Source organism: Terracoccus luteus, from assembly GCF_003635045.1.
Classification (GTDB): Bacteria; Actinomycetota; Actinomycetes; order Actinomycetales; family Dermatophilaceae; genus Terracoccus; species Terracoccus luteus.
Genome location: NZ_RBXT01000001.1, coordinates 3,025,200 through 3,047,152 on the forward strand (window position 1 = coordinate 3,025,200; position 21,953 = coordinate 3,047,152).

The 21,953-nt window shown below is 73.9% G+C and carries 19 protein-coding genes; 9 read left to right on the plus strand and 10 right to left on the minus strand.

The window, feature by feature from the left end; all coding sequences use genetic code 11:
- The first annotated feature begins 73 nt into the window (after positions 1-73).
- Entirely contained in the window at positions 74-2,533 is a 2,460-nt protein-coding gene (locus DFJ68_RS13750) for an MMPL family transporter (protein ID WP_121034062.1), read from the plus strand.
- Positions 2,534-2,549: 16 nt separating this feature from the next.
- Here the strand turns inward: DFJ68_RS13750 and DFJ68_RS13755 are convergent, their stop codons facing one another.
- The 4 genes from DFJ68_RS13755 to DFJ68_RS13770 all read right to left on the minus strand — a co-directional run bounded on the left by DFJ68_RS13755 (position 2,550) and on the right by DFJ68_RS13770 (position 6,339).
- A complete protein-coding gene (locus DFJ68_RS13755; RefSeq protein ID WP_121034065.1) occupies positions 2,550-3,422 on the minus strand; it encodes a hypothetical protein in 873 nt (290 codons plus the stop codon).
- Between the two features lie 139 nt (positions 3,423-3,561).
- On the minus strand, positions 3,562-4,335 hold the full coding sequence (locus DFJ68_RS13760) for a DUF4118 domain-containing protein (RefSeq protein ID WP_121034067.1): 774 nt from the start codon (positions 4,333-4,335) through the stop codon (positions 3,562-3,564).
- A 109-nt stretch (positions 4,336-4,444) separates the two neighbouring features.
- Entirely contained in the window at positions 4,445-5,293 is an 849-nt protein-coding gene (locus DFJ68_RS13765; RefSeq protein WP_121034070.1) for an ABC transporter permease, read from the minus strand.
- Complete coding sequence (locus tag DFJ68_RS13770) at positions 5,290-6,339, minus strand: ATP-binding cassette domain-containing protein (protein WP_121034072.1); 1,050 nt, start codon at positions 6,337-6,339, stop codon at positions 5,290-5,292. Before DFJ68_RS13770 ends, DFJ68_RS13765 begins: the two co-directional genes overlap by 4 nt.
- A gap of 240 nt (positions 6,340-6,579) precedes the next feature.
- Here DFJ68_RS13770 and DFJ68_RS18970 point away from each other — a divergent pair, with 240 nt between their 5' ends.
- A complete protein-coding gene (locus DFJ68_RS18970; protein ID WP_121034074.1) occupies positions 6,580-7,032 on the plus strand; it encodes a helix-turn-helix domain-containing protein in 453 nt (150 codons plus the stop codon).
- 99 nt (positions 7,033-7,131) lie between these two features.
- Positions 7,132-9,003, plus strand: a complete 1,872-nt coding sequence (locus tag DFJ68_RS13780; RefSeq protein WP_121034076.1) for a DUF2207 family protein — start codon at positions 7,132-7,134, stop codon at positions 9,001-9,003.
- A gap of 36 nt (positions 9,004-9,039) precedes the next feature.
- Here DFJ68_RS13780 and aztD read toward each other — a convergent pair whose 3' ends face one another.
- The 3 genes from aztD to DFJ68_RS13795 all read right to left on the minus strand — a co-directional run bounded on the left by aztD (position 9,040) and on the right by DFJ68_RS13795 (position 11,832).
- Positions 9,040-10,317 carry a zinc metallochaperone AztD gene (gene aztD / locus DFJ68_RS13785; protein ID WP_211333368.1) on the minus strand — a complete coding sequence of 426 codons (1,278 nt, stop codon included), beginning with the start codon at positions 10,315-10,317 and terminating at the stop codon, positions 9,040-9,042.
- 147 nt (positions 10,318-10,464) lie between these two features.
- Complete coding sequence (gene idi / locus DFJ68_RS13790; protein ID WP_121034078.1) at positions 10,465-11,103, minus strand: isopentenyl-diphosphate Delta-isomerase; 639 nt, start codon at positions 11,101-11,103, stop codon at positions 10,465-10,467.
- Between the two features lie 42 nt (positions 11,104-11,145).
- A complete protein-coding gene (locus DFJ68_RS13795) occupies positions 11,146-11,832 on the minus strand; it encodes a GAF and ANTAR domain-containing protein (RefSeq protein ID WP_121034080.1) in 687 nt (228 codons plus the stop codon).
- 293 nt (positions 11,833-12,125) lie between these two features.
- On the opposite strand from DFJ68_RS13795, the gene DFJ68_RS13800 reads away from it, so the two are divergent.
- The 5 genes from DFJ68_RS13800 (at position 12,126) to DFJ68_RS13820 (ending at position 18,608) form a co-directional block, all read left to right on the plus strand.
- On the plus strand, positions 12,126-13,790 hold the full coding sequence (locus DFJ68_RS13800; protein ID WP_121034082.1) for an FAD-binding dehydrogenase: 1,665 nt from the start codon (positions 12,126-12,128) through the stop codon (positions 13,788-13,790).
- A 111-nt stretch (positions 13,791-13,901) separates the two neighbouring features.
- Positions 13,902-15,098 (plus strand): ROK family transcriptional regulator, encoded by a 1,197-nt coding sequence (locus DFJ68_RS13805; RefSeq protein WP_121034084.1) that lies wholly within the window; start codon positions 13,902-13,904, stop codon positions 15,096-15,098.
- Between the two features lie 95 nt (positions 15,099-15,193).
- Entirely contained in the window at positions 15,194-16,294 is a 1,101-nt protein-coding gene (locus DFJ68_RS13810) for an ABC transporter substrate-binding protein (protein WP_121034086.1), read from the plus strand.
- Between the two features lie 182 nt (positions 16,295-16,476).
- Positions 16,477-17,286: an ATP-binding cassette domain-containing protein gene (locus DFJ68_RS13815; protein ID WP_121034088.1), complete on the plus strand. Its 810-nt coding sequence runs from the start codon at positions 16,477-16,479 to the stop codon at positions 17,284-17,286.
- Positions 17,283-18,608, plus strand: a complete 1,326-nt coding sequence (locus DFJ68_RS13820) for a sugar ABC transporter permease (protein WP_245963655.1) — start codon at positions 17,283-17,285, stop codon at positions 18,606-18,608. Before DFJ68_RS13815 ends, DFJ68_RS13820 begins: the two co-directional genes overlap by 4 nt.
- Before the next feature lie 119 nt (positions 18,609-18,727).
- Here DFJ68_RS13820 and DFJ68_RS13825 read toward each other — a convergent pair whose 3' ends face one another.
- Positions 18,728-19,627 carry a GNAT family N-acetyltransferase gene (locus DFJ68_RS13825; protein ID WP_121034090.1) on the minus strand — a complete coding sequence of 300 codons (900 nt, stop codon included), beginning with the start codon at positions 19,625-19,627 and terminating at the stop codon, positions 18,728-18,730.
- A gap of 201 nt (positions 19,628-19,828) precedes the next feature.
- Here DFJ68_RS13825 and DFJ68_RS13830 point away from each other — a divergent pair, with 201 nt between their 5' ends.
- Positions 19,829-20,332 carry an Hsp20/alpha crystallin family protein gene (locus DFJ68_RS13830; protein ID WP_121034092.1) on the plus strand — a complete coding sequence of 168 codons (504 nt, stop codon included), beginning with the start codon at positions 19,829-19,831 and terminating at the stop codon, positions 20,330-20,332.
- 158 nt (positions 20,333-20,490) lie between these two features.
- Here the strand turns inward: DFJ68_RS13830 and DFJ68_RS13835 are convergent, their stop codons facing one another.
- Entirely contained in the window at positions 20,491-21,567 is a 1,077-nt protein-coding gene (locus tag DFJ68_RS13835; RefSeq protein ID WP_121034094.1) for a DNA polymerase IV, read from the minus strand.
- Between the two features lie 97 nt (positions 21,568-21,664).
- Positions 21,665-21,949 (minus strand): hypothetical protein, encoded by a 285-nt coding sequence (locus tag DFJ68_RS13840; protein ID WP_147431594.1) that lies wholly within the window; start codon positions 21,947-21,949, stop codon positions 21,665-21,667.
- Positions 21,950-21,953 lie beyond the last annotated feature (4 nt).

The window sequence follows — 21,953 nt, forward strand, 5'->3', positions numbered from 1 at the left end:
CCACCCAGCGCCGGGCCGCGGTCGACGCCACAGCGACGTGGCCCTCCTGTCCGCACCACGAAAGCGACCCACCATGGCCACCCGCCTCTACCGACTCGGCCGACTCGCCTACCGGCGCTGGCCCGTCTTCATCGCCGCCTGGCTCATCGCCCTCGTCGGCATCGCCGGGCTGAGCGCCGCGATCAGCAAGCCGATGCAGGACGAGTTCAGCATCCCCGGCATCCCCTCCGAGCAGGCGCAGACGCTGCAGCAGGAGCTCTTCCCGGGGGCCAAGAGTGCGTACGACGGGGCCGGTGCCACCGTCGTCGTCGCCGCCCCCGAGGGGCACACCCTGGCCGAGCCGGAGTACTCCGCCAAGGTCGACGCCCTCGTCGCCGACCTGCGCGACACCCCGCAGCTGTCGCAGGGCGCGCAGCTCGTCAACCCCGTCACCGCCGCGGCGGCCCAGCGCAAGCAGGTCGTCGACGGCGCGGTGGCCGCCGGTCAGCCGCGCGACGTCGCCGAGGCGAACGCGGCCGCGCTCTCGCCGCTCAGCCCCGACGAGCGGGTCGGGACCATCACGTGGAACTTCGCCGTCGACAAGCCCACCGACGTGCAGAAGGCGACCCAGGACGACGTCAACGCCGCCATCGCCGACGCCCGTGAGACCGGCCTGACCGTCGAGGTCAACGGCAGCGGCATGCAGTCGTTCGAGCTGCCGGGCGGGTCGAGCGAGCTCATCGGCATCGCCGTCGCCGCCCTCGTGCTCGTGCTCACCTTCGGCTCGCTCGTCGCGGCCGGCCTGCCCATCGTCACCGCCCTCGTCGGGGTCGGCATCGGGGCGCTCGGCGTGACCGGCGCCACCGCCTTCGTCAACGTCGGCAGCACGACCCCGATCCTCGCCACCATGCTCGGCCTCGCCGTCGGCATCGACTACGCGCTCTTCATCCTCTCGCGCTACCGCGCCGAGCTGCAGCGCACCGGCGACCGCGAGGAGGCCGTAGGCCTCGCCGTCGGTCGCGCCGGGTCGGCCGTCGTCTTCGCCGGCCTCACCGTCGTCATCGCCCTCGCCGCCCTGTCCGTCGTCGGCATCCCACTGCTCACCTCGATGGGCATCGCCGCCGCCGCGACCGTGCTCGTCGCCGTCCTCATCGCCCTGACGCTGCTCCCCGCCGTGCTCGGCCTGCTCAAGAGCAAGGCCTTCGCGGGCCGGGTGCGGGCCGACCGCATCGTCGCCGGCGGCTCCGACGAGCCGGTCACCTCGCGCCGCCAGCTGCACGACCGCGAGAACGGCGGCGTCCGCTGGGCCCAGCGCGTCGGGCGCCACCCGATCGTCTTCGGGCTGCTCGGCGTCGTCCTGCTCGGCTCGCTGACGATCCCGGTCAAGGACCTGCACCTCGCCCTGCCGACCGACTCGACCGCCTCGACCGAGACCTCGGCCCGCCGCGCGGCCGACCTGCTCGACGGCGCCTTCGGGCCGGGCCGCAGCGCCCCCATCCTGCTCGTCGTCGACGCCCGCGAGGCCGGCGACAAGGCTGCCGCCGGCAAGGCCATCGGCGAGGTCACCGCCTGGGCCGCCCGGCAGGGCGACGTCCGCAACGCCCAGGTCATCGCCCTCAACGAGGCCGGCGACGGCGCGCAGGTGCTCATCACGCCGAAGAGCGGCGGCGACGACGTCGCTACCGAGAACCTCCTCGCCGACCTGCGCGACGGCCAGGCGGAGCAGGAGCGGGCGACCGGCACGACCCTCGGGGTCACCGGCCTCACCGCCATCCAGACCGACGTGTCCGAACGGCTGTCGGGCGCGCTCGTGCCCTACCTCGCCATCGTCGTCGGGCTCGCGTTCGTGCTGCTCATGATGGTGTTCCGCTCGGTGCTCGTGCCGCTGACCGCGACGATCGGCTTCCTCCTGTCGGTGCTCGCGACCCTCGGCCTGACCGTGCTCGTCTTCCAGGAGGGCACCTTCGGCCTCTTCGAGGCGGCACCGATCATGAGCTTCATGCCGATCCTCGTCATCGGCATCGTCTTCGGACTGGCCATGGACTACCAGGTCTTCCTCGTCACCCGCATGCGCGAGGCCTACGTGCACGGCACGTCGGCGACGCAGTCGGTGGTCGAGGGCTTCCGGTTCAGCGCCCGGGTCGTCACCGCGGCCGCGGCCATCATGATCTCGGTGTTCGCCGCGTTCGTGCTGCAGGACCAGGCCCTCATCCAGTCGATCGGCTTCGCCCTCGCGGCGGCCGTCCTCTTCGACGCCTTCGTCGTGCGCATGACCCTCATCCCGGCCGTGATGAACCTGCTCGGCGACAAGGCGTGGTGGCTGCCGGGCTGGCTCGACCGCCTGCTGCCGAACGTCGACGTCGAGGGCGAGTCGCTGACCCGCCACCGGACGCCCGGCACGCCGGAGGGTACGACCGACGGCACCGCGGCAGACCCGGACACCGACCCGGACACCGACCCGGACTCCGACCCGGACTCCAACCCGGACTCCGACCCGGAGGCCGACGGCGTGGGTGGGCCGGCCCGCGAGCCCGAGCCGGCCGGCATCCGCTGACCCCGCCGGGGCGTCCTCACCGACGGGTGCGGGCGCCCCGGCTCAGCGTGTTCCACAGCTCGGCCGTCTGCACGCTCCAGAAGACGGCGAAGAGGGTGATGAGCACGCCCTCGATCCACAGCACGGCGTGGACCCACCCGACGAGCAGGCTCCAGCCGTACATGAGCACGAGCGCCGCGACCATGAGCACCGCGATGACGGTGTAGCGGTTGCGGTAGACCTCCATGCTCGAGGCGCCCGGGCCCACCCGGGCCTCGCCGAAGAGGCGCGCGTTGATGACGACGACACCGACGATCGGGCCGAACATCGCGAACGCCGCCACGTAGTGGGCGTACTCGAGGAAGGGCCCGCGCGCGGCGAAGAAGGCGACCGCGCCGACCGCGATCGTCGCGGCCGTGACGAGGATGCCGGCACCCAGCGCGCGACGCGCCTGGCCGTTCGCGGCCTCCCGGCGGAAGACGAGGGCCGCGACCACGAGCGCGACCGTGCCCATGACGAGCAGCGCGCCGACGTTGTTGGACACCCCGGCCGCGGTGTCGAGCAGCGGCTCGGGCACCGAGCGGCACGAGCCCGGCTTGGGCGTCGGCACGAACGCGACGATCGGCGCGAAGACGCCGGCCGTGTTGAGCAGGACGTCCTCGAGGTCGGTGCTGCCCTTGATCGAGACGAGGCAGACGCCGATGGCGACGAGCACGCCGACGAAGACGCCCTGGGCGGGCGTGTAGTAGTAGGCGCTGATCGACTCCTGCAGGCAGCGCCGGCCCGTCGCCCCCCACTCGATGGCGATGGCAGCGAAGAGCATGACGACGAGCGTCGGCATGGCGAGGCGCAGGTAGCGATAGGTCTTGACGGCGTTGTCGGGTGAGGTCGCCGGGTCGGGCGTGGTCATCCGCGGGGGCACTCCTCGGGCTGCTCCGGTCGTGTGCCGGTGCGGACCGTCCGCCCCTCCGCCGGTGCAGCGATCGTCGCACGCGCCGCCGACAGCCGCACCGCGCCGGCGCCGGCGCGCGTGACCTCTCGACGGGGCCTCAGCGTCCTCTCGACGGGGTCCTCTCTGCGGTGCTGGTGCGCAGCTGGTCGGCGAGCAGCAGCACCGCCCGCAGCTGGTCCCGGGTGGGCCGCACCGTGCGGGTGGCGGCGACGACCTCGAGGTGGCCCTGGCCGGCGGGCACGACCAGCACGGTGTCCGTCGGCAGCCCGTGCCGGCTGACGCCGACGTCGCGGCCGTCGACCCGCACCCGACCGTCGCGGTGCAGGGTCGGCAGGCTCGACGACCCCGGCCCGCGGCGCCAGCTCGTCCGGTCGACCCCGAGCGCCAGGGTGACGGCCTGCTCGACCCCCTCGACGAGCTCGGGGCCGCCGCCGTGCGCTGCGGTGTCGGCGAGACCGAGGACGCCCTCGATGTAGCCGTCGCGCTCGCGCGCGCTGGCCTGCTGCCGGTGTCCCCAGAGCGCGACCTCGGTGACGGCGAGGCCGACGAGCACGAGCACCCCGGCCAGCTCGACGTCGTCACGGCCGTGGATGGCGAAGCTGTAGAAGGGCGCGGTGAGGAAGAAGTCGAACCCGGCCGCGGCGGCCAGCGCGGTCAGCACCCCGGTGACGCGGTCGCCGGCGGCGGCCGCGGCCACGACCGGCAGCACGAGGATGAGCGCAGCCGTGCTCGAGGTCACCTCGTCGCGCAGCAGCCCGAGCACACCGGCGAGGGCGAGGGTGACGACGACCACCGCGAGGCGGACCACCCCGCGACGGTCGCTCCACCGGTCGAACCCGCCGAGCGGTCCTGTCGTCACTGACGTCTGCATGGCCCCAGCGCACACCCGGGCGGGGCGTGCGCGACGTGGCGCCACGGCATCCTGACGGGGCCTTGACGCCACCTTGACGGGTGGTCGAGGCGGCGTCGGCGCCGGCCGTTCAGTCGGTCGTACGGCGCAGGAAGGCGCGGATCGCGAGGGGCGAGACGACCGCCGTGATGGCCACCGACCAGATGACCGTCGTCAGCACCGGGTGCTGCAGCGGCAGGGCGGCGTCGGCCGGCACGGGCGGGGCGTTGCCCCACAGCTCACGCATCGCCTGCACGAGCGAGCTGATCGGGTTCCACTCGGCGATGGTGCGCAGCCACGTGGCCATGCCCTCGGTGGGCGCGAAGGTGTTGGCCAGGAAGGTGATCGGGAAGATCGTCGTGAACATCAGGCCGTTGACCGCCTCGGCTGAGCGCATCGACGAGCCGACGAGGATGCCGATCCAGATCATCGCGAAGCCGAAGAGCACGAGCAGCGCGAAGGCGAGGACGGCGTTGCCGAAGCCGCCGCGCACCCGCCAGCCGATGGCCAGGCCCGTCATCGACATGACGAAGATGCCGATGCTCGAGTGGATGATGCTGTAGACGCTGCGCCCGACGAGCACCGAGCCGCGGCTGATGGGCAGCGACCGGAACCGGTCGATGATGCCCTTGTCGAGGTCCATGTTGAGGCCGATGGCGACGATGAAGGCCGAGAAGGCCATCGTCTGCGCCATGATCCCCGGCAGCAGCCACTCGCGGTAGTTGACCCCGGGGATGGCGATGGAGCCGCCGAAGACGAACGCGAAGAGCAGGACGAACATGACCGGCTGGATGGTCACGTCGGTGAGCATCTCGGGCTGGCGCTTGATGTGCTTGAGGCTGCGCCAGACCATCATGCCGATCTGGCGCGGGACGCCGGGCGGCCGGAAGTCGCGCGGCTCGGACGTGTCGGTGCGTCGCGGGGTCGTGACGGCGGTCATCGCTGCTCCTCGGTGGCGGACGCGGTCGGATGGGAGGTCGGATGGGAGGCCGGGTCGCCCGAGGGGGAGTCCTCGGCGCGGTGGCCGGTGAGGTTGAGGAAGACGTCGTCGAGGCTCGGTCGCTGCAGGCCGAGGTCGTCGAGCTCGATCTGGCTGCGCTCGAAGACGGCGGCCACGCGGGTCATGTCGGACAGCCCCTCGGCGGGGGCGGTGAGCTGCCGGGCCGCCTCGTCGACGTGCACCTCGGTGACGTGGTCGGCGAGCAGGGCCCGGGCCGCCTCGAGCTGGTCGGCGTGCGAGACGGTGAGCACGATCGCGGCCTTGCCCGACTGGTCCTTCAGCTGCAGCGGTGTGCCCTCGGCGATGATGCGGCCCCGGTCGATGACGACGATGCGGTCGGCCAGCTGGTCGGCCTCCTCGAGGTACTGCGTCGTCAGCAGCAGGGTCGTGCCGTCACGGACGAGCCCGCGCAGCACCTCCCACAGCTCGACGCGGCTGCGGGGGTCCAGGCCCGTCGTCGGCTCGTCGAGGAAGAGCACGGGCGGGGCGGCGATGAGGCTGACGGCGAGGTCGAGTCTGCGCCGCATGCCCCCGCTGTACTCCTTGACGACCTTGTCGCCGGCGGCGGTGAGCGAGAAGCGCTCGAGCAGCTCGTCGCTGAGCCGGCGCACCTGCTGGCGCGACAGCCCGTAGAGCGACCCCATGAGGCGCAGGTTCTCGCGCCCCGTCAGCAGCTCGTCGACGGTCGCGGCCTGCCCGGTGAGGCCCATGCTGCGTCTCACCTCGTCGGGCTCGCGCTGCACGTCGTGCCCGGCGACCCGGGCCGTGCCGCTCGTCGGGCGGCTCAGGGTCGTCATCATGCGCACGGTCGTCGTCTTGCCCGCGCCGTTCGGCCCGAGCAGCCCGAGCACCGAGCCCTGCGGGACGGAGAAGCTGACGTCGTCGACGGCGGTCATGTCGCCGAAGCGCTTGACGAGGTGCTCGGCCTCGATGGCCGGGCCGGAGGATCGGGAGCGGCGGTCGCGCTCGGCGGCGGTGGTGGTCATGGCGGTCTCCCCGTCTGAGTTCGGTGGGCGGGACCCTATGGCCCACCACCGACAGCGGTCGTCGGGTTCGGCGCCGACGCCCTGCCCGCTGTCGTCCCGACCCAGCCTAGGCGCGGTGTGAACGGTGTCAACATCATTCCGGTGGCCGCTTCCGCTCAGCGCGTAGCCGGACCCGGCCCCGGTGTCGGCGGGGCGTGCGACGCTGGCGTCAGCACCACCGGCGGCAGGACGGAGCGGACCATGACGACCACGAGGACGAGGACCCGGGTCACCTCGGGCATCCCCACGACCACCACAACGGCGACGACCACGGCGACTCCGACCCGGTCGCCCGCGGTACGCCCCCTGCTGCGCGAGGTCCACGGCCGGCTCATCCGCGGCCTGCGCACCCGTCAGGGCCGCACCCTCGCCGAGGTGGCGGCCCGGGCCGGCGTCTCGCTCGCCTACCTGTCGGAGGTCGAGCGGGGCCTCAAGGAACCCTCGTCCGAGGTGCTCGAGGCCGTGTGCGTCGCGCTCGGCTCGAGCGTCACCGACCTCGTCGGCGCCGCCCACCGCGAGCTGCTCGACCTCGAGCAGCGGTCGGCCGCGGAGCCGCACGTGCTCGACCTGACGCAGCGGCGCGAGCAGGACACCCACCGAGCGTTCCCCGTCGCGCCGGCCCCCCCGGCATCCGTCTCGCTGCGCGCGGCGTGACGCCGGCCTGACCCACCTCGGCCCCGTCATGGGGCACGATGGGCGCCCGGCCGTCGCCGTCGTGTCGGACCGACCGACACCGACGTCAGGGGACGAGACGTGCAGACACCCACCCCGTGGTTCGCGCCACGCCGGGCGATGCGGGCCCTGGCCCGACCGATGGCCGCGGCCGTGCTCGTCGCCGGGGCGGTCACGGGGGTGGCGGGCTGGGCCGACGGGTGGAGCCGCTCGAACGCCGTCACCGCCGCCGGGCAGAGCCACCGCATCGAGACGCTGGAGGCCGACTACCGCCTCGGGCGCACCGCCGACGGGGCCGCCTCGCTCGAGGCCACCGAGCGGCTCGGGGTCGTCTTCCTCGACCCGCCCTCGGGCTCGGACGGCCGCCCCTCCTTCGAGCGGGTCCTGCCCACCGTCGTCGACGGCGTCCGCACGCCCGTCACCGTGCAGGGCGTCGAGGATGCCGAGGGGCGGGCCGTGCCGTTCACCGTCGACGAGGGCGAGACCTCGGTCACCGTCACCGTCGGTCTGCCGGACGGCGTCGCGACGGCGTCCGTCGACGACACCGCGGCCGAGCCGAGCACGTACGTGCTGCGCTACCGGGCCGACGACGTCCTGGCGGACTCGGCCGGCGGCGGCACCCTGAGGTGGCCGGTCGTCGACGCCGCGGGCGTCGACGAGATCGACCGGGTGCAGGCCGTGGTGACCGTGCCCGACACGCTCGCACCGTCCGTGGGCGAGGTCACCTGCACGGCCGAGGGCGGTGACGACGCGGCCTGCACGACGAGCACGACGACCACCGGCGGCGACGAGGTGACGACCGTGGCGGGCGACGAGGTCGCGGCCGGTGAGTCGGTGGAGGTGTCGGCCCGCACGACGGCCGGCGCGTTCACGCCCGGCTCCGCCGACGCCGGCGCCGTCCCCGAGACCCTCGCCGTCCTCGGCGTCGGGGGGCTCTCGCTCGTCGCGGCCGGCGGCGCGGTCTGGCTCGCCGCCACCCGGCGCCGGCGCCGGCTCGGCGACCACGTCACGATCGCGGGGTCGGTGGTCCCCCGCGGCCTGTCCCCCGCCCTGGCCGGCAGCCTCTACGGCAGTCCCGGCCGCGGTGTCGTGGGTCAGCTGCTGCAGGCCGCCGTCGACGGTGACGTCGTGCTGCGCCCCGGCGACGAGGACGTCCTCGTCGAGCTCGTGCGCTGGCCCGACGACCTCGACCCGGCCGCCGACCGTGCCCTCGCGGTGCTCGTGCCGCGGGTGCCGACGGGCCGACCCGAGTCGCTGCGCGGCCGTCTCACCCTCGCCTCGGACGCCGACCTCGCCCGCGTGCGCGACAGCGCCGTGAGGGCGAAGCTCGTCGACCGCGGTGACCCCGAGCGCGCCGGCCGGTGGCTGGGCGTGGCCGGGGGTGCCGCCGCCGTGGGCCTGCCGCTCGCCTCGCACGCCGCCGGGGTCGGCTTCGTGCCCGGCACGGTCGCCCTCGCCGCCACCATCGTGTCGGTCGGCGCCGGGTGGGGGGTCGCGCACTCCTGGCAGCGCTGGTCGGCACGCGGCACCGAGACGCTGGGCTACCTCGAAGGCCTCAAGCTCTACCTCGCCAAGCCCCAGCTCGAGCGGATCGCCCTGCTGCAGAAGCAGACCGGGCCCGGCCACCTCGTGTCCGCGGCCGAGGAGGCCGAGCTCTACGAGAGGCTGCTGCCCTACGCCGTCGTCCTCGGCGAGGAGCAGACCTGGCTGCGCATGCTCGGCTCGACGTCCGGCGGCGGCGAGCGCCGATGGCTGCCCGACGAGCGACTGCAGCAGGTGCTCGACGCCGTGAACGCGGCCGACCTCGTCGAGCGGCTCGACGGGCGCCTCGCCCCGATGGAGGGGCGGGCGGCACCCGTCGACCGCGGTGCCGACACCGGGCACCGCCCGACCTTCAGCGGGGTCGGCGGCTCCGGTGGTCTGGGCGGTGGCACGGGGGGCGCCGGCACGTGACGCCCGGCGCCCGCCGCGTCAGCCGCGTCAGCCGCGTCAGCCGGTGACGCCGACGACCTCGTTCGGCATGACCGGCAGGGTGCCCGTGCGCACCACCGCGTTGGCGGTGAGGTCGACGACGACGACCCGCCGCGTCGCGGGCTCGGTGACGTAGGCGAGGTCGCCCACGACGCGCACCGTCGGCCGCGGCTGCTGCCACTGCGTCGGCTCGCTCCAGGCCGCGACCACCGGGATGCGGTGGGTGATGGCGCCGGTCTCCGGGTCGATGACGCGCAGCCGACCGTCCGTACCGAGCACGAGGGCCTCCCCCTCCGGCCCTCGCTCCAGGCTCCGGAACGAGTAGCTCGCCTCGACGTCGACGACGCGCAGCGTGCCCGCGACCGTGTCGGTCAGCGTGACCCGCGTCGGGCGCTCGAGGTCGGCGTCCCGGTCGGTCTTGTAGTCGCCCAGCACGACCGGTGAGGTCTCCGAGCCGGCCTGGTTGCCGATGCGGCCGTACGGGTCAGGGCTGTCGACCTTGCGGAAGGCGCCGTCGCGCAGCACGACGATGCCGTCCTCGCAGCCGAGGGTCACGACGTCAGTCGCCGCGGCGGCCTCGCCGTGCACGCCGGGGCACTCGTCGGTGCGGGCCACCTCGCGACCCGACGCGTCGAGCAGCACCACGCCGGAACGGGACTCGTCGCCACCGACGGTGTGCACGAGCCCGCCGTCCGGCTGCAGCAGGGCCACGCCGTGGTGCGCCTCCGGCGTGCGGTGCCGGGCGACGGACGGCAGCGTCGACCCTCCGAGCCGCTCCGGGTCGAAGACGCTGATCTCGCCCGTGCCGTCGGCGAACAGCACGGTCTGGCCGGCGTGCGTCACGACGTGGCCGGGGTGGTCGGCGGCGAAGCGCAGGTCGGTGAGCTGCGGCTCGGTCGTGTACGAGTGGCCGTGGTCACCGTGGGCCTCGGTGAAGGCGCCGGTGTCGAGCACCCGCCATCCCGCGCTGTCGGTGACGAGCACGTGCCGGCCGTCGCCGGCGGGGCTGAGCCGCAGGAAGCCGTCGGCCTCGAAGGCTCCCACCGGCTTCAACGTCACCGCGTCGACGACCGTGACGCCACCGTCGTGGCTGACGACGAGGCGGGATGCCGGCCCGGCCGCCTCCGTGGTGACGCGCGGGCTCGCGGTCGACGCGGTCGACGCCGCCGCCGTCGGGCCTGAGGCCGGCGACGCCGCGGTACCGCCCGCCGGGGCGCCGCAGGCGGCGAGCGTGCCCGCCACGGCCAGGGCGGCGGTCGCGGCTCCGGCCCGACGGGTCGGGATGAGGCGGTGCATGGCCCCCCGGGCTGCCGGTCGGATCGGCCTCCCGGGGGTGGTCGGGGTCAGCCCGTCGGCGGGCGGGGTCGCAGGAGGCGCAGGAGGGGTCGGGCGCACGGCCCGGTGGCGTGAGTGCATAAAGTGATAATGGTTCTCATCATCACCTCACGTCAAGCGCACCGCCCCGGGCAGCAGAGCGGGGTCGCCCTCGGGCCAGTCGGCCGGGTCGTCGCCCAGGCCCACGAGCAGCGGCACCTGCTCGCGACACCAGCGCGAGACCTGCAGCTCGCCCGCCAGCACCGCGGCGCTGAAGCCGGCCCACTCGACGCTCTCGACCGACGCCGTCTCCTCGGGGTCGGCCACCACGGCCACACCGGGTCGCAGCCACGCGACGAGCACCGGGCAGAGCTCGTTCTCGACGACTCCGTCCATCTCCGCCCGGTAGGCGAAGTCGGGCAGCACGAGCCGCACGCCCTGGAGGTCACCGGGCGCGAGACCGAGCTCGTCCGCTCCCCGGCGGGCGACGGCATCCTCGAGGCTCTCACCCGGCGCGGGGTGCCCGCAGAAGGAGTTGGTGAGCACCCCCGGGAAGGTGGCCTTGTCGTGGGCGCGGGTCGTCACGAGCAGCCGGCCGTCGGCGTCGAAGACGTAGGTCGAGAAGCCGAGGTGCAGCGCGGTGTCGCTGTGGTGCGCGTCGCGCTTCGGCTGCGTGCCGATGGCGGCGCCGGAGGGGTCGAGCAGGACGACGACCTCGTCCGTGCCGGGGCCGGCGGTGCGGGCGTCGGTCGACACGGCGTTCGTCATGCGCTCAGGGTAAGCGGGCCCACAGCCCCTGCGCCGGTCGTGTCAGAGGTCGGCGCGGCCGTCGACGACCTGTCGCGCGACGTCGCGCAGCTTGACGTTGCTGTCCTGCGACTGGCGACGCAGCACGGCGAAGGCGCTCTCGGTGTCGAGCTGGTAGCGCTGCATGAGGATCCCCTGCGCCATGCCGATGAGGTGCCGGGTCTGCAGCGACGAGCTGAGGCCCTCGGTGCGCGTGGCCACGGCGAGGGCCGTCCCGGCCGCGTCGGCGTAGAAGTGCGCCTGCTGCACGACGTCGGGGTCGAAGCGGTCACACGGCTCGGTCGCGTAGAGGTTGAGCCCGCCGACGACGGTCTCCGGCGTCGCCATGCGCACGCTGAGAACGCTGCGGATGCCGAGGTCCGCCGCCACCGGCGCCCAGCGTGGCCAGCGCGTCTCCTGGCGCAGGTCGGGGATCGTGTACGTGTCGTCGACCCAGACGGCGTCGATGCACGGTCCCTCCTGCAGCTCGTACTGCGCCTCGTCCGCCCGCCGCACGAGCGCGTCCGTCGCGGCGGGGGTGTCGACCGTGCCGTCGGCCCGCCGCAGCGTGATGCCGGCGTGCGCGAAACCCGGTACGGCCGTCACGGCCTGGTCGACGATCTCCTGCAACGTGCTGCCGCGGTCGGGCTGCGAGCTGACCGCCCGCACCGCGTCGGCGAGGCGTCGCCAGGTCTTCTCGTCCGTCGCCATCGCACCTCTCCTCGGTCCGGGGTAGCCCGCCGAGCACGCCAGAGGCGGTGTCGTCAACCGGGCTCGGCCCAGTATGCACGGGCGGTGCGGCCGGCGTGGCCGGGTCGGGCGGAGGGGGCACCGGTGAGGTCGGCCCGGACGGGGTACGCGCGTGACAGGTGACCGTGCGTGGGCCCGCGGGGCGGTTGCCCAGGGTGCTCACGTTCATGATCCGAGCGTGGGCACCCGCCATCTGCGCACCGTTTCGTCGTAGGTTCGGCTGCGTCCCGCAGCCCGACCGACGGAGTGAGCGCATGCAGAGCGAGTCGCCGACCGAGACCGACGTCGTCGTCGTGGGGGCCGGGCTCGCCGGCCTCGTCGCCGCCGCCGAGATCGCCGAGGCGGGCCATCGGGTGGTCCTGCTCGACCAGGAGGGTGAGCAGAACCTCGGCGGCCAGGCGTGGTGGAGCTTCGGCGGCCTCTTCCTCGTCGACAGCCCCGAGCAACGCCGCCTCGGCATCCACGACGGCCTCGAGCTCGCCACCCAGGACTGGTTCGGCAGCGCCCGCTTCGACCGCCCCGAGGACCACTGGCCGCGGCGGTGGGCCGAGGCGTACCTCGCCTTCGCCGCCGGCGAGAAGCGGGCGTGGCTGCACGCGCAGGGCGTCCGCTTCTTCCCCGTCGTCGGCTGGGCCGAGCGGGGCGACGGCCGGGCCGACGGGCACGGCAACTCCGTGCCCCGCTTCCACGTCACGTGGGGCACCGGCCCCGGGGTGGTCGAGCCCTTCGCGCGCCGCGTGCACGAGGCGCAGCGCTCGGGCCGGCTGCGGTTCGCCTTCCGCCACCGCGTCGACGAGCTCGTCACCCGCGACAGCGCCGTGACCGGGGTGCGCGGCGCCGTGCTCGAGGGGGATGCCGTGGCGCGCGGCGTCGCGAGCAGCCGGGTCGAGGTGGGCTCCTTCGAGATCGCGGCGCAGGCCGTCGTCGTCACGAGCGGCGGCATCGGCGGCAACCACGAGCTGGTCCGCCGGCACTGGCCCGAGCGCCTCGGCCCCGCGCCCACGACCATGCTCTCCGGGGTCCCGGCCCATGTCGACGGGCGGATGCTCGCGGTGGCGGAGCGGGCCGGCGGCCGGGTCGTCAACCCCGACCGCATGTGGCACTACACCGAGGGCCTGACGAACTGGGACCCCGTGTGGCACGCCCACGGCATCCGCATCCTGCCCGGGCCGTCGTCGCTGTGGGTCGACGCCCGCGGCCAACGGCTGCCCGCGCCGCTCTTCCCCGGCTTCGACACCCTCGGCACCCTCGCCCACCTCACCCGGACGGGGCACGACCACTCGTGGTTCGTGCTCACCGAGCGCATCCTCGAGAAGGAGTTCGCGCTGTCGGGCTCGGAGCAGAACCCGGACCTCACCGGGCGCGACGTGCGACAGGTGCTCGGGCGGGCCCGGGCCGGGGTGCCGGGCCCGGTCGAGGCCTTCCGGCGCCACGGCACCGACTTCGTCACCGCCGCCGGGGTCGGCGAGCTGGTCCGCGGCATGAACGCGCTCGTCGGCGAGGACCTCGTCGACGAGGACGACCTGCGCCGCACGATCGTCGCCCGCGACACCCAGCTGGCCAACCCGTTCGCCAAGGACGCCCAGCTCACGGCGATCCGCGGGGCGCGGAACTACCGCGGTGACAAGCTGATCCGCGTCGCCGCACCCCACCGGCTGCTCGACCCCGACGCCGGTCCGCTCGTCGCGGTGCGGCTGCGGGTCATCACCCGCAAGACCCTCGGTGGGCTGGAGACCGACCTCGACGGACGGGTGCTGCGCCCCGGCGGGGAGCCGGTCGACGGGCTGTACGCCGCCGGCGAGGCGAGCGGCTTCGGCGGTGGCGGCATGCACGGGTACGCCTCGCTCGAGGGCACATTCCTCGGCGGGTGCATCTTCAGCGGCCGCGTCGCGGGGCGCGCCGTCGCCGCCCGTCTCTGACGCGCGGGAGGTCCGCCGTCGAGGCCCCCTCCCCGGGGGGCGTCGTACCGAGCGGTGGTCCTACCCCGACGCGCGCTACCCAAGCGGGCCCCGACCCCTTATCTTTACCCCGTGAACCCATCCCAGGCGGCTCCGGGCTCGCAGGCATCGTTGCGTGAAGCCAACCGCCTGCGCGTCCTCGAGACGCTGCGCGAGCAGGGGGCGATGACCCAGGTCGAGATCGCCGGCTCGACGGGCCTCTCACCCGCCACCGTGTCGAACATGGTCAAGGAGCTCGACGGCGCCGGCGCCGTCGAGCTCGCCCCCAGCATCCGCAACGGCCGCCGGGCGGTGCTCGTCTCCCTCGCCACGGGCAACACCCTGCTCGCCGGCATCGCCTTCGGCGACCGGGACGTCCGCGTCGCCGTCGCCACCGGCCCGCGTGACGTCATCGGGCGCCAGCGGATGCCGCTGCCCAGCAACCACAACGCCGACGAGGGCATGGAGCGCGCCGCCCGCCTGCTCTACGACCTCGTCGAGAAGTCGGGCAAGGCGATGACCGACGTAAAGGCGGTCGGCGTCGGCATCCCGGCGCCCGTCGACAGCGTGTCGGGCCAGGTCGGGTCCGAGAGCATCATGCCCGGCTGGCGCGGCGTCGACGTCGCCGACGAGCTCGCCGGGAGGCTCGGCGCGCCGGTGCTCGTCGACAACACCGCGAACCTGGGAGCCTTGGGAGAGCTGCGGATCGGCGCACTCCAGGGCGTCCAGGACGGCGTCTTCCTCAAGCTCTCGCACGGGATCGGCGCCGGCCTCGTCATCGGTGGCGAGGTGTTCCGTGGCAGCGCGGGCACGGCCGGCGAGATCGGCCACCTCACCATCGACGAGCACGGCCAGATCTGCCGCTGCGGCAACCGGGGCTGCCTCGAGACCTTCATCGGCGCCCAGGCCCTCGGCGAGGCGCTCGCCGTCTCGCACGGCCGGCTCACCCTGCGCGACATCATCGCTCGCGCCCAGGGCGGGGACGTCGGCTGCCGCCGGGTGCTCGAGGACGCCGGCCGCCACCTCGGGGTGGCCGTGGCCGGCCTCGTCAACCTCCTCAACCCCTCGGTCATCGTCATCGGGGGCCAGCTGGCCCTCGTGGGCGACCTCATCGTCGACCCGCTGCGCGCCGCGATCGAGCGCAGCGCCATCCCGAGCGCGGCCGCGTCGGTGACGATCCTGTCGTCCGAGCTCGCCACCGAGGCCGACGTCGTCGGCGGGATCGTGGCCGCCGAGGCCCTCCACGCCGCCTCCGATGCCCTGAAGGTCACGATTGGGTCCATGTCTTGAATTCAATACTTGACGTCAAGGGGGGACAGGGCCTTAACTCTCGGTGACGGCCGCACCACCGTGGGTGCCGGCGCCAAGGACAAGGGAGTTCCCACATGCGTTCTCGTTCCACCCGTCTGGCCGGCGTGGCCCTCGCCGCCGGCCTCGGCCTCGCCTCCCTCGCCGCGTGCGGCAGCGACAGCACCTCCTCCGGCTCGTCCGGTGGCGCGAGCGGTGGCGGTGACTCCGCCGGCGGCGCCAAGAAGATCGCGCTGCTGCTGCCCGAGTCGAAGACCACCCGGTACGAGACCTTCGACCGCCCCCTCTTCGAGGCGGCCGTCAAGGCCTCGTGCGGTGACTGCGAGGTCATCTACAGCAACGCCGACCAGGACGCGAGCAAGCAGCAGACGCAGGCCGAGTCGGCCCTGACCCAGGGCGCCAACGTCCTCGTGCTCGACCCGGTCGACGGCAAGGCCGCCGCCTCGGTCGTCAACAGCGCCAAGAGCCAGGGTGTCCCGGTCGTGGCCTACGACCGCTTCATCGAGGGCGCCGACTACTACGTCTCCTTCGACAACCAGACGGTCGGCAAGCTGCAGGCGCAGTCCCTCGTCGACCTCATGAAGACCGCCGGCAAGACGAGCGGCGACATCGTCATGATCAACGGCAGCCCGACCGACCCCAACGCCGCCGACTTCAAGGCCGGTGCGCACAGCGTCATCGACAGCAGCGGCTACAAGGTCGCGGCCGAGTACGACACCCCCGACTGGAGCCCCGACAAGGCGCAGTCGTGGATGGAGGGCCAGATCTCGGCCGTCAAGGGCAACCTCGTCGGCGTCTACGCCGCGAACGACGGCACCGCCGGTGGCGCCATCGCCGCGCTCAAGGGTGGCGGCGTCAACCCGCTGCCGCCGGTGACCGGCCAGGACTCCGAGCTCGCCGCCATCCAGCGGATCCTCGCCGGCGACCAGGCCATGACGATCTACAAGCCGATCAAGCCGGAGGCCGAGGCCGCCGCCAAGGCCGCCATCGCCCTCGCGAACAAGCAGACGCCGGAGAAGACCGCCGACTTCAAGAGCATCCCCGCGACGATCCTCGACCCGGTGGCCGTGACGAAGGCCAACATCAAGGACACCGTCGTCAAGGACGGCATCTACAAGACGACCGACATCTGCAGCGGCTCCTTCGCCGCCGCGTGCTCGGCGGCCGGCATCAGCTGATCCCACCCACGTCGGATGCCGGTCGAGCCCACTCCCGCTCGACCGGCATCCGTCCGCCCGGCGCCCCACGGCATCCGCCGTCCGGTCGCCACGCCCGGCGCCCGTGTCGTGCCGGTCGCACCGCACCACCTGCACCCGCCTCGCCCGGACCGCCCGTCCCCGCGCACCACCGAAGGACGCCCATGACCGCCACCACCTCACCGCCCCCGACCCAGACCGCCGTGCTGTCGCTGCGCGGCATCTCGAAGCGGTTCGGCGCCGTGCAGGCGCTGTCCAACATCGACTTCGACGTCCGTCAGGGCGAGGTCGTCGCCCTCGTCGGCGACAACGGCGCCGGCAAGTCGACCCTCGTCAAGACCATCGCCGGCGTCTACACGCCCGACGACGGCGTGATGGAGTTCGACGGGACGCCCGCCACCGTCACCTCGCCGGCCGAGTCGCAGAAGCTCGGCATCGCCACGGTCTTCCAGGACCTCGCGCTGTGCGACAACCTCGACGTCGTCGCGAACCTCTTCCTCGGCCGCGAGCTCTACACCGGCCGCGCCCTCGACGAGGTGACGATGGAGCGCGAGTCCTGGCGCCTGCTGCGCCAGCTCTCGGCCCGCATCCCGTCGGTGCGCATCCCCGTCGCCAGCCTGTCCGGCGGGCAGCGCCAGACCGTCGCCATCGCCCGCTCGCTGCTCGGCGAGCCCAAGGTCGTCATGCTCGACGAGCCGACGGCCGCCCTCGGTGTCGCCCAGACCGCCGAGGTGCTCAACCTCGTCGAGCGCCTCCGCGAGAACGGGCTCGGGGTCATCCTCATCAGCCACAACATGAGCGACGTCATGGCCGTCGCCGACCGCGTCGCGGTGCTGCGCCTCGGGCGCAACAACGGCACCTTCGACGTCAGCCAGACCAACGCCCAGGAGATCATCGCCGCCATCACCGGCGCGACGACCAACGCCGTGTCCGAGCGCGCCTCGCGCCGCGCGCCGAGCGAGGAGCAGCAGTGAGCAGCACGACCCCCGACCCCACCCGCGACGGCTCCGGCAGCACGGGCTCGGCGCGCGCGACCGAGGTCGCCGACCCGACCGCCGCCACGGCCGCCCTCCCCGCCGACCTGCAGGACGAGCGCCTCATCGCGGATGCCGGTGGCATCGGCGGGATGGTGCGTTCCTTCGTCGCCCGCTTCCGCAGCGGCGACCTCGGCGCCCTGCCCGTCGTCATCGGCCTCGTCATCATCTGGCTCGTCTTCCAGAGCCTCAACGACGCCTTCCTCTCCCCCCGCAACCTCGTCAACCTCACGCTGCAGAGCGCGGCCATCGGGACCATCGCCATCGGCATTGTCCTCGTGCTGCTCCTCGGCGAGATCGACCTGTCGGTCGGGTCGGTCAGCGGCCTGTCCGCCGCGGTCGTCGCGGTCGGGTCGGTCGGACGCGGGTGGCCGATCATCGTCGCCCTCCTGCTCGCCGTCGCGGTCGGGGCGGTCGTCGGCATCGCGTACGGCGCGATGTTCACGCGGTTCGGGGTCCCCAGCTTCGTCATCACGCTGGCCGGCCTGCTCGGGTTCCTCGGCCTGCAGCTCAAGGTGCTCGGCGCCGAGGGCTCGATCAACCTGCCGTTCGAGTCGGGCCTCGTGAAGTTCGCCCAGGCGACCTTCCTGCCCGCGGTCGTCGCCTACGTCATCGCCCTCGCGGCCGTCGCACTCTACGCCGCCACCCGGCTGCGCTCGAACACGCGCCGCGCCGCGGCGGGCCTCTCGACCGTGCCGGTCAACATGATCGTCGTGCGCAGCGTGCTGCTCGCCCTGCTGCTCGTCGTGCCGGTCGCCGTGCTCAACCGCGACCGTGGCGTGTCGGTCATGTTCCTCGTCTTCCTCGCCCTCGTCGTCGTCATGGACTTCGCCATCCGCCGCACCCGGTGGGGCCGCTCGGTCATGGCCGTCGGCGGCAACGTCGAGGCGGCCCGGCGCGCGGGCATCAACGTCAACCGCGTGTACCTGTCGGTCTTCGCCCTCTGCTCGTCGTTCGCCGCCCTGGGCGGCATCTTCGCCGCGGCCCGCCTCGCGGCGGCCAACCAGAGCAGCGGTGGCGTCGACACCAACCTCAACGCCATCGCGGCCGCCGTCATCGGCGGGACCAGCCTCTTCGGTGGCCGCGGGTCGGCCTACGCCGCGCTCCTCGGCATCCTCGTCATCCAGTCGATCAGCAACGGCCTGGCCCTGATCAACCTCGGCTCGCCCGAGCGCTACATGATCACCGGCGGCGTCCTGCTGCTCGCGGTCACGGTCGACGCCCTCAGCCGTCGCACCCGCGCCGCGGCCGGTCGCGCCTGACCCGCACCTCACCCAGCGCCTCACCCAGCGCCTCACCCAGCGCCTCACCCAGCGCCTCACCCTGACGGGGTGGCACCGACCTCGGTCGGCGCCACCCCGTCGTGCGTTCCCGAGGTGGCTCAGGCGGGGCGGCGCAGGTCGGGTACCGGCTCCTGCGCGGTGAACCCGCCCGCCACGTAGGTGCGGACCGCGCCCACCCGGTCGGTGGGGGTGCACACGACGGCGCTCGAGGCCCCCATCGCCTGCAAGGCCCGGGCGGCGGCGCGCACGATCGCGGTGCCGTGACCACCGCCCCGGTGTCCCTCGTGCACGCCCATCGGCTCGAGCAGCCCGGGCCGCCCCGGCCCCGACGACCACACGGTGACGACGGCGACCGCGGCGCCCGACGCGTCGCGCCCGAGCAGCGTGCGGGCCCGGTCGCCGAACGGTCCCGAGCCCATCGTCCGCCAGCGGAGCACATACCGGTCCCGCTGGTCGGCCGGCAGCTCGCCGCCGCGGAAGGCCGACCAGTGCACCCGGGCCCACTCCGGTGCGGTCGAGTCGTCGACGTCCTCGACGCGGATGCCGGTGGGGTCGGGGGTCGGCTCCTCGCCCAGACCACGACGCAGGGGGGTCCACGTCTCGTCGGGCACCCACCCCGCGCCCGTCAGGGCGCGCGTCAGGGCGGCGGCGGCGCGGGCCTCGACGACGGCCTGCCCGGCGTCGAGCACTCCGCTCGCGGGGTCGGCGAGGTCGGCGGCCATCCGCTCGGCGAGCCCACCGTCGTCGGCGAGCTGCGGGTCGACGGCGACCCGCAGCAGCTGCGAGGCGTCGAGCAGACCGAGTGCGACCGGCCGTCCGCCCGTCGACCACACGCGCAGGGCGGATGCCGTGGCCTCGGCCCCGTGGGTCGAGTGCCACCCGAGGTCGCCGGGGTGCAGCTGCAGCCCGGCACCGTCGTGCTGCCAGGTCGCGAGCGCCTCCCCCACCCGGGCGAGGTCGCCCGGACCGGGCACGGTGAGGTCGAGGTCGAGGTCCATGCCGCCATGCAACTCCCCGACGGGCCGTCGTGCACCCGCTTTTCGGCGGCCGACCCGGTGGCTTGCCTCCGTCCGCACGCCGTCCTATCCTGAGACCGAGCACGAAGTTGAGCGGATCCCACTCAAGAAGTTCGAGTGGTTCAGCAGCAGGATGCGTCCACGGTCACCCTCGGACTCCCTGCCCGTTCTTCAGGAGGAGACATGAGCACCACCACCTTCGACCCCTTCCGTCAGCTCGACCGGCTCCTCACCGAGGGCCTGCGCGGGGCCTCGGCGGCCTCCGCGGTCATGCCGATGGACCTCTTCCGCTCGGGCGAGAGCTTCTTCGCCCAGTTCGACCTCCCCGGCGTCGACCCCGGTTCGATCGACATCGACGTCGAGGACCGCACGCTGACCGTTAGGGCCGAACGACCCGCGGGCGGGCGCGACGATGCCCAGTGGCTCTCGCGGGAGCGGGCCACCGGAACGGTCGCGCGACAGCTGTCGCTGGGTCGTGGTCTCGCCCTCGACCGCATCGAGGCCGACTACCGCGACGGCGTGCTCTCGCTGCGCATCCCCGTCGCCGAGGAGGCGAAGCCGCGCAAGATCTCCGTCTCGCACGCCGGCTCCCCGACGAGCATCGGTTCCCGGTCCGAGTCGACGGACACGCGGGCCTCGAGCGCAACGATGAGCGAGGACGACGCCGACGGCCGACGCTCGGCCTGACGGCACCAGCACCAGCACCAGCACGCGGGCCCGGGGTCACCGACCCCGGGCCCGTCCGCGTCGTCCCTCCGCGTCGTCCCTCCGCGTCGCCCCTCCGCGTCGTCCCTCCGCGTCGTCCCTCAGCGTCGCCCCTCAGCGTCGCCCCTCAGCGTCGCCCCTCAGAGCCGTCCGCGCACCGGCGTCCGCTCCACCGGGTCGCCGCCGTCGGGCATCGTCATCTCGGCCCGCACCCCGAGCAGCCGCACCTCCCGCGCCGGGTCGAGCCGACCGGCCAGGTCGAGCGCGGCGGCGACGACGACCTCGCGGTCGGCCGTCGGCGCGGTCAGCTTCCTCGCCTTGGTCTGGGTGAAGAAGGGCGCGTAGCGCACCTTGAGCGTCACCCGCACGACGGGCCGGCCCTCGGCCGCCGTGTCGTCGAACGCCGCGTTCGCGAGGACGGCGACGGCATCCGCCACCTCCTGCGGCGTGGTGAGGTTGTGCTGGTACGTCGTCTCACGGCTGTGCCCCCGGGCGACCCACGGCGTGTCGTCGACGACCGCGGAGCCGATGCCCTTGCCCAGCCGGCCGTACCAGACGCCCATGCGCGGCCCGAACTCACCGACGAGCAAGGCCTCGTCGGCCTCAGCCAGCTGCGTGACCGTCTCGATGCCGTGGGCCGCCAGCCGCTTCGACACCCTGGCGCCGACCCCCCACAGCTCGACGGTGGCGCGGTGGCCCATGACGTCGGACCAGGTGGCCCGCGTCAGGCGGAAGACGCCGCGCGGCTTGCCGAACGTCGTCGCGATCTTGGCCCGCACCTTGTTGTCACCGATGCCGACCGAGCAGTGCAGGTCGGTCGCCTCGAGCACGGCCGCCTGGGCCCGGCGCGCGAAGCCCTCCGGGTCGTCGGTGGTGACGCCGAGAAAAGCCTCGTCCCAGCCGAGCACCTCGACGACGGCGCCGGTGCCGCGCAACGCCTCCATGACCCGCTCGGAGGCCTCGGTGTAGGCGGGCGCGTCGACGGGCAGGAGGACGGCGTCGGGCACCTTGCGCGCGGCGAGCCGCAGCGGCATCCCCGAACCCACCCCGAACGCCCGCGCCTCGTACGACGCCGTCGACACGACGGCCCGCTCGGTCGGGTCGCCCCGGCCGCCGACGATGACGGGCCGACCGGCCAGCTCGGGGCGTCGCAGCACCTCGACCGCCGCGATGAACTGGTCGAGGTCGACGTGCAGGACCCATCGCCCGGCCTCCATGGACCCAGTGTGACCGACGGGTCCGACACCGCGGGCGCCGAAACACGCCGAACAAGAGGAGCGCCACGACGCGTCCGGACGCCGGTGGGCCGGCCCGTCAGCGCACGGGTCGGCGCGCCACCCCTCCCGAGGGGCTCCGCCGGACGGCATCCTGCTCCTCGGCGGCGACGAGCACCCCGCGGTAGACGAGCAGGGCGGCGAACGCGGTCGTCGCGAAGGCGAGCACGGTGAGCGGGAGGGCGTCGTGCGACCCCCAGACCTCCGACCGCAGCAGGTGCAGCAGCGCGCTGACGAGGCCGACGGCCGCGGCCACGACGAACCACACGACGGTCGCCCGCGTCTGAGCGGACCCGGTCTCCTGCACGGCGCTCCCCTGCGTCACGTCA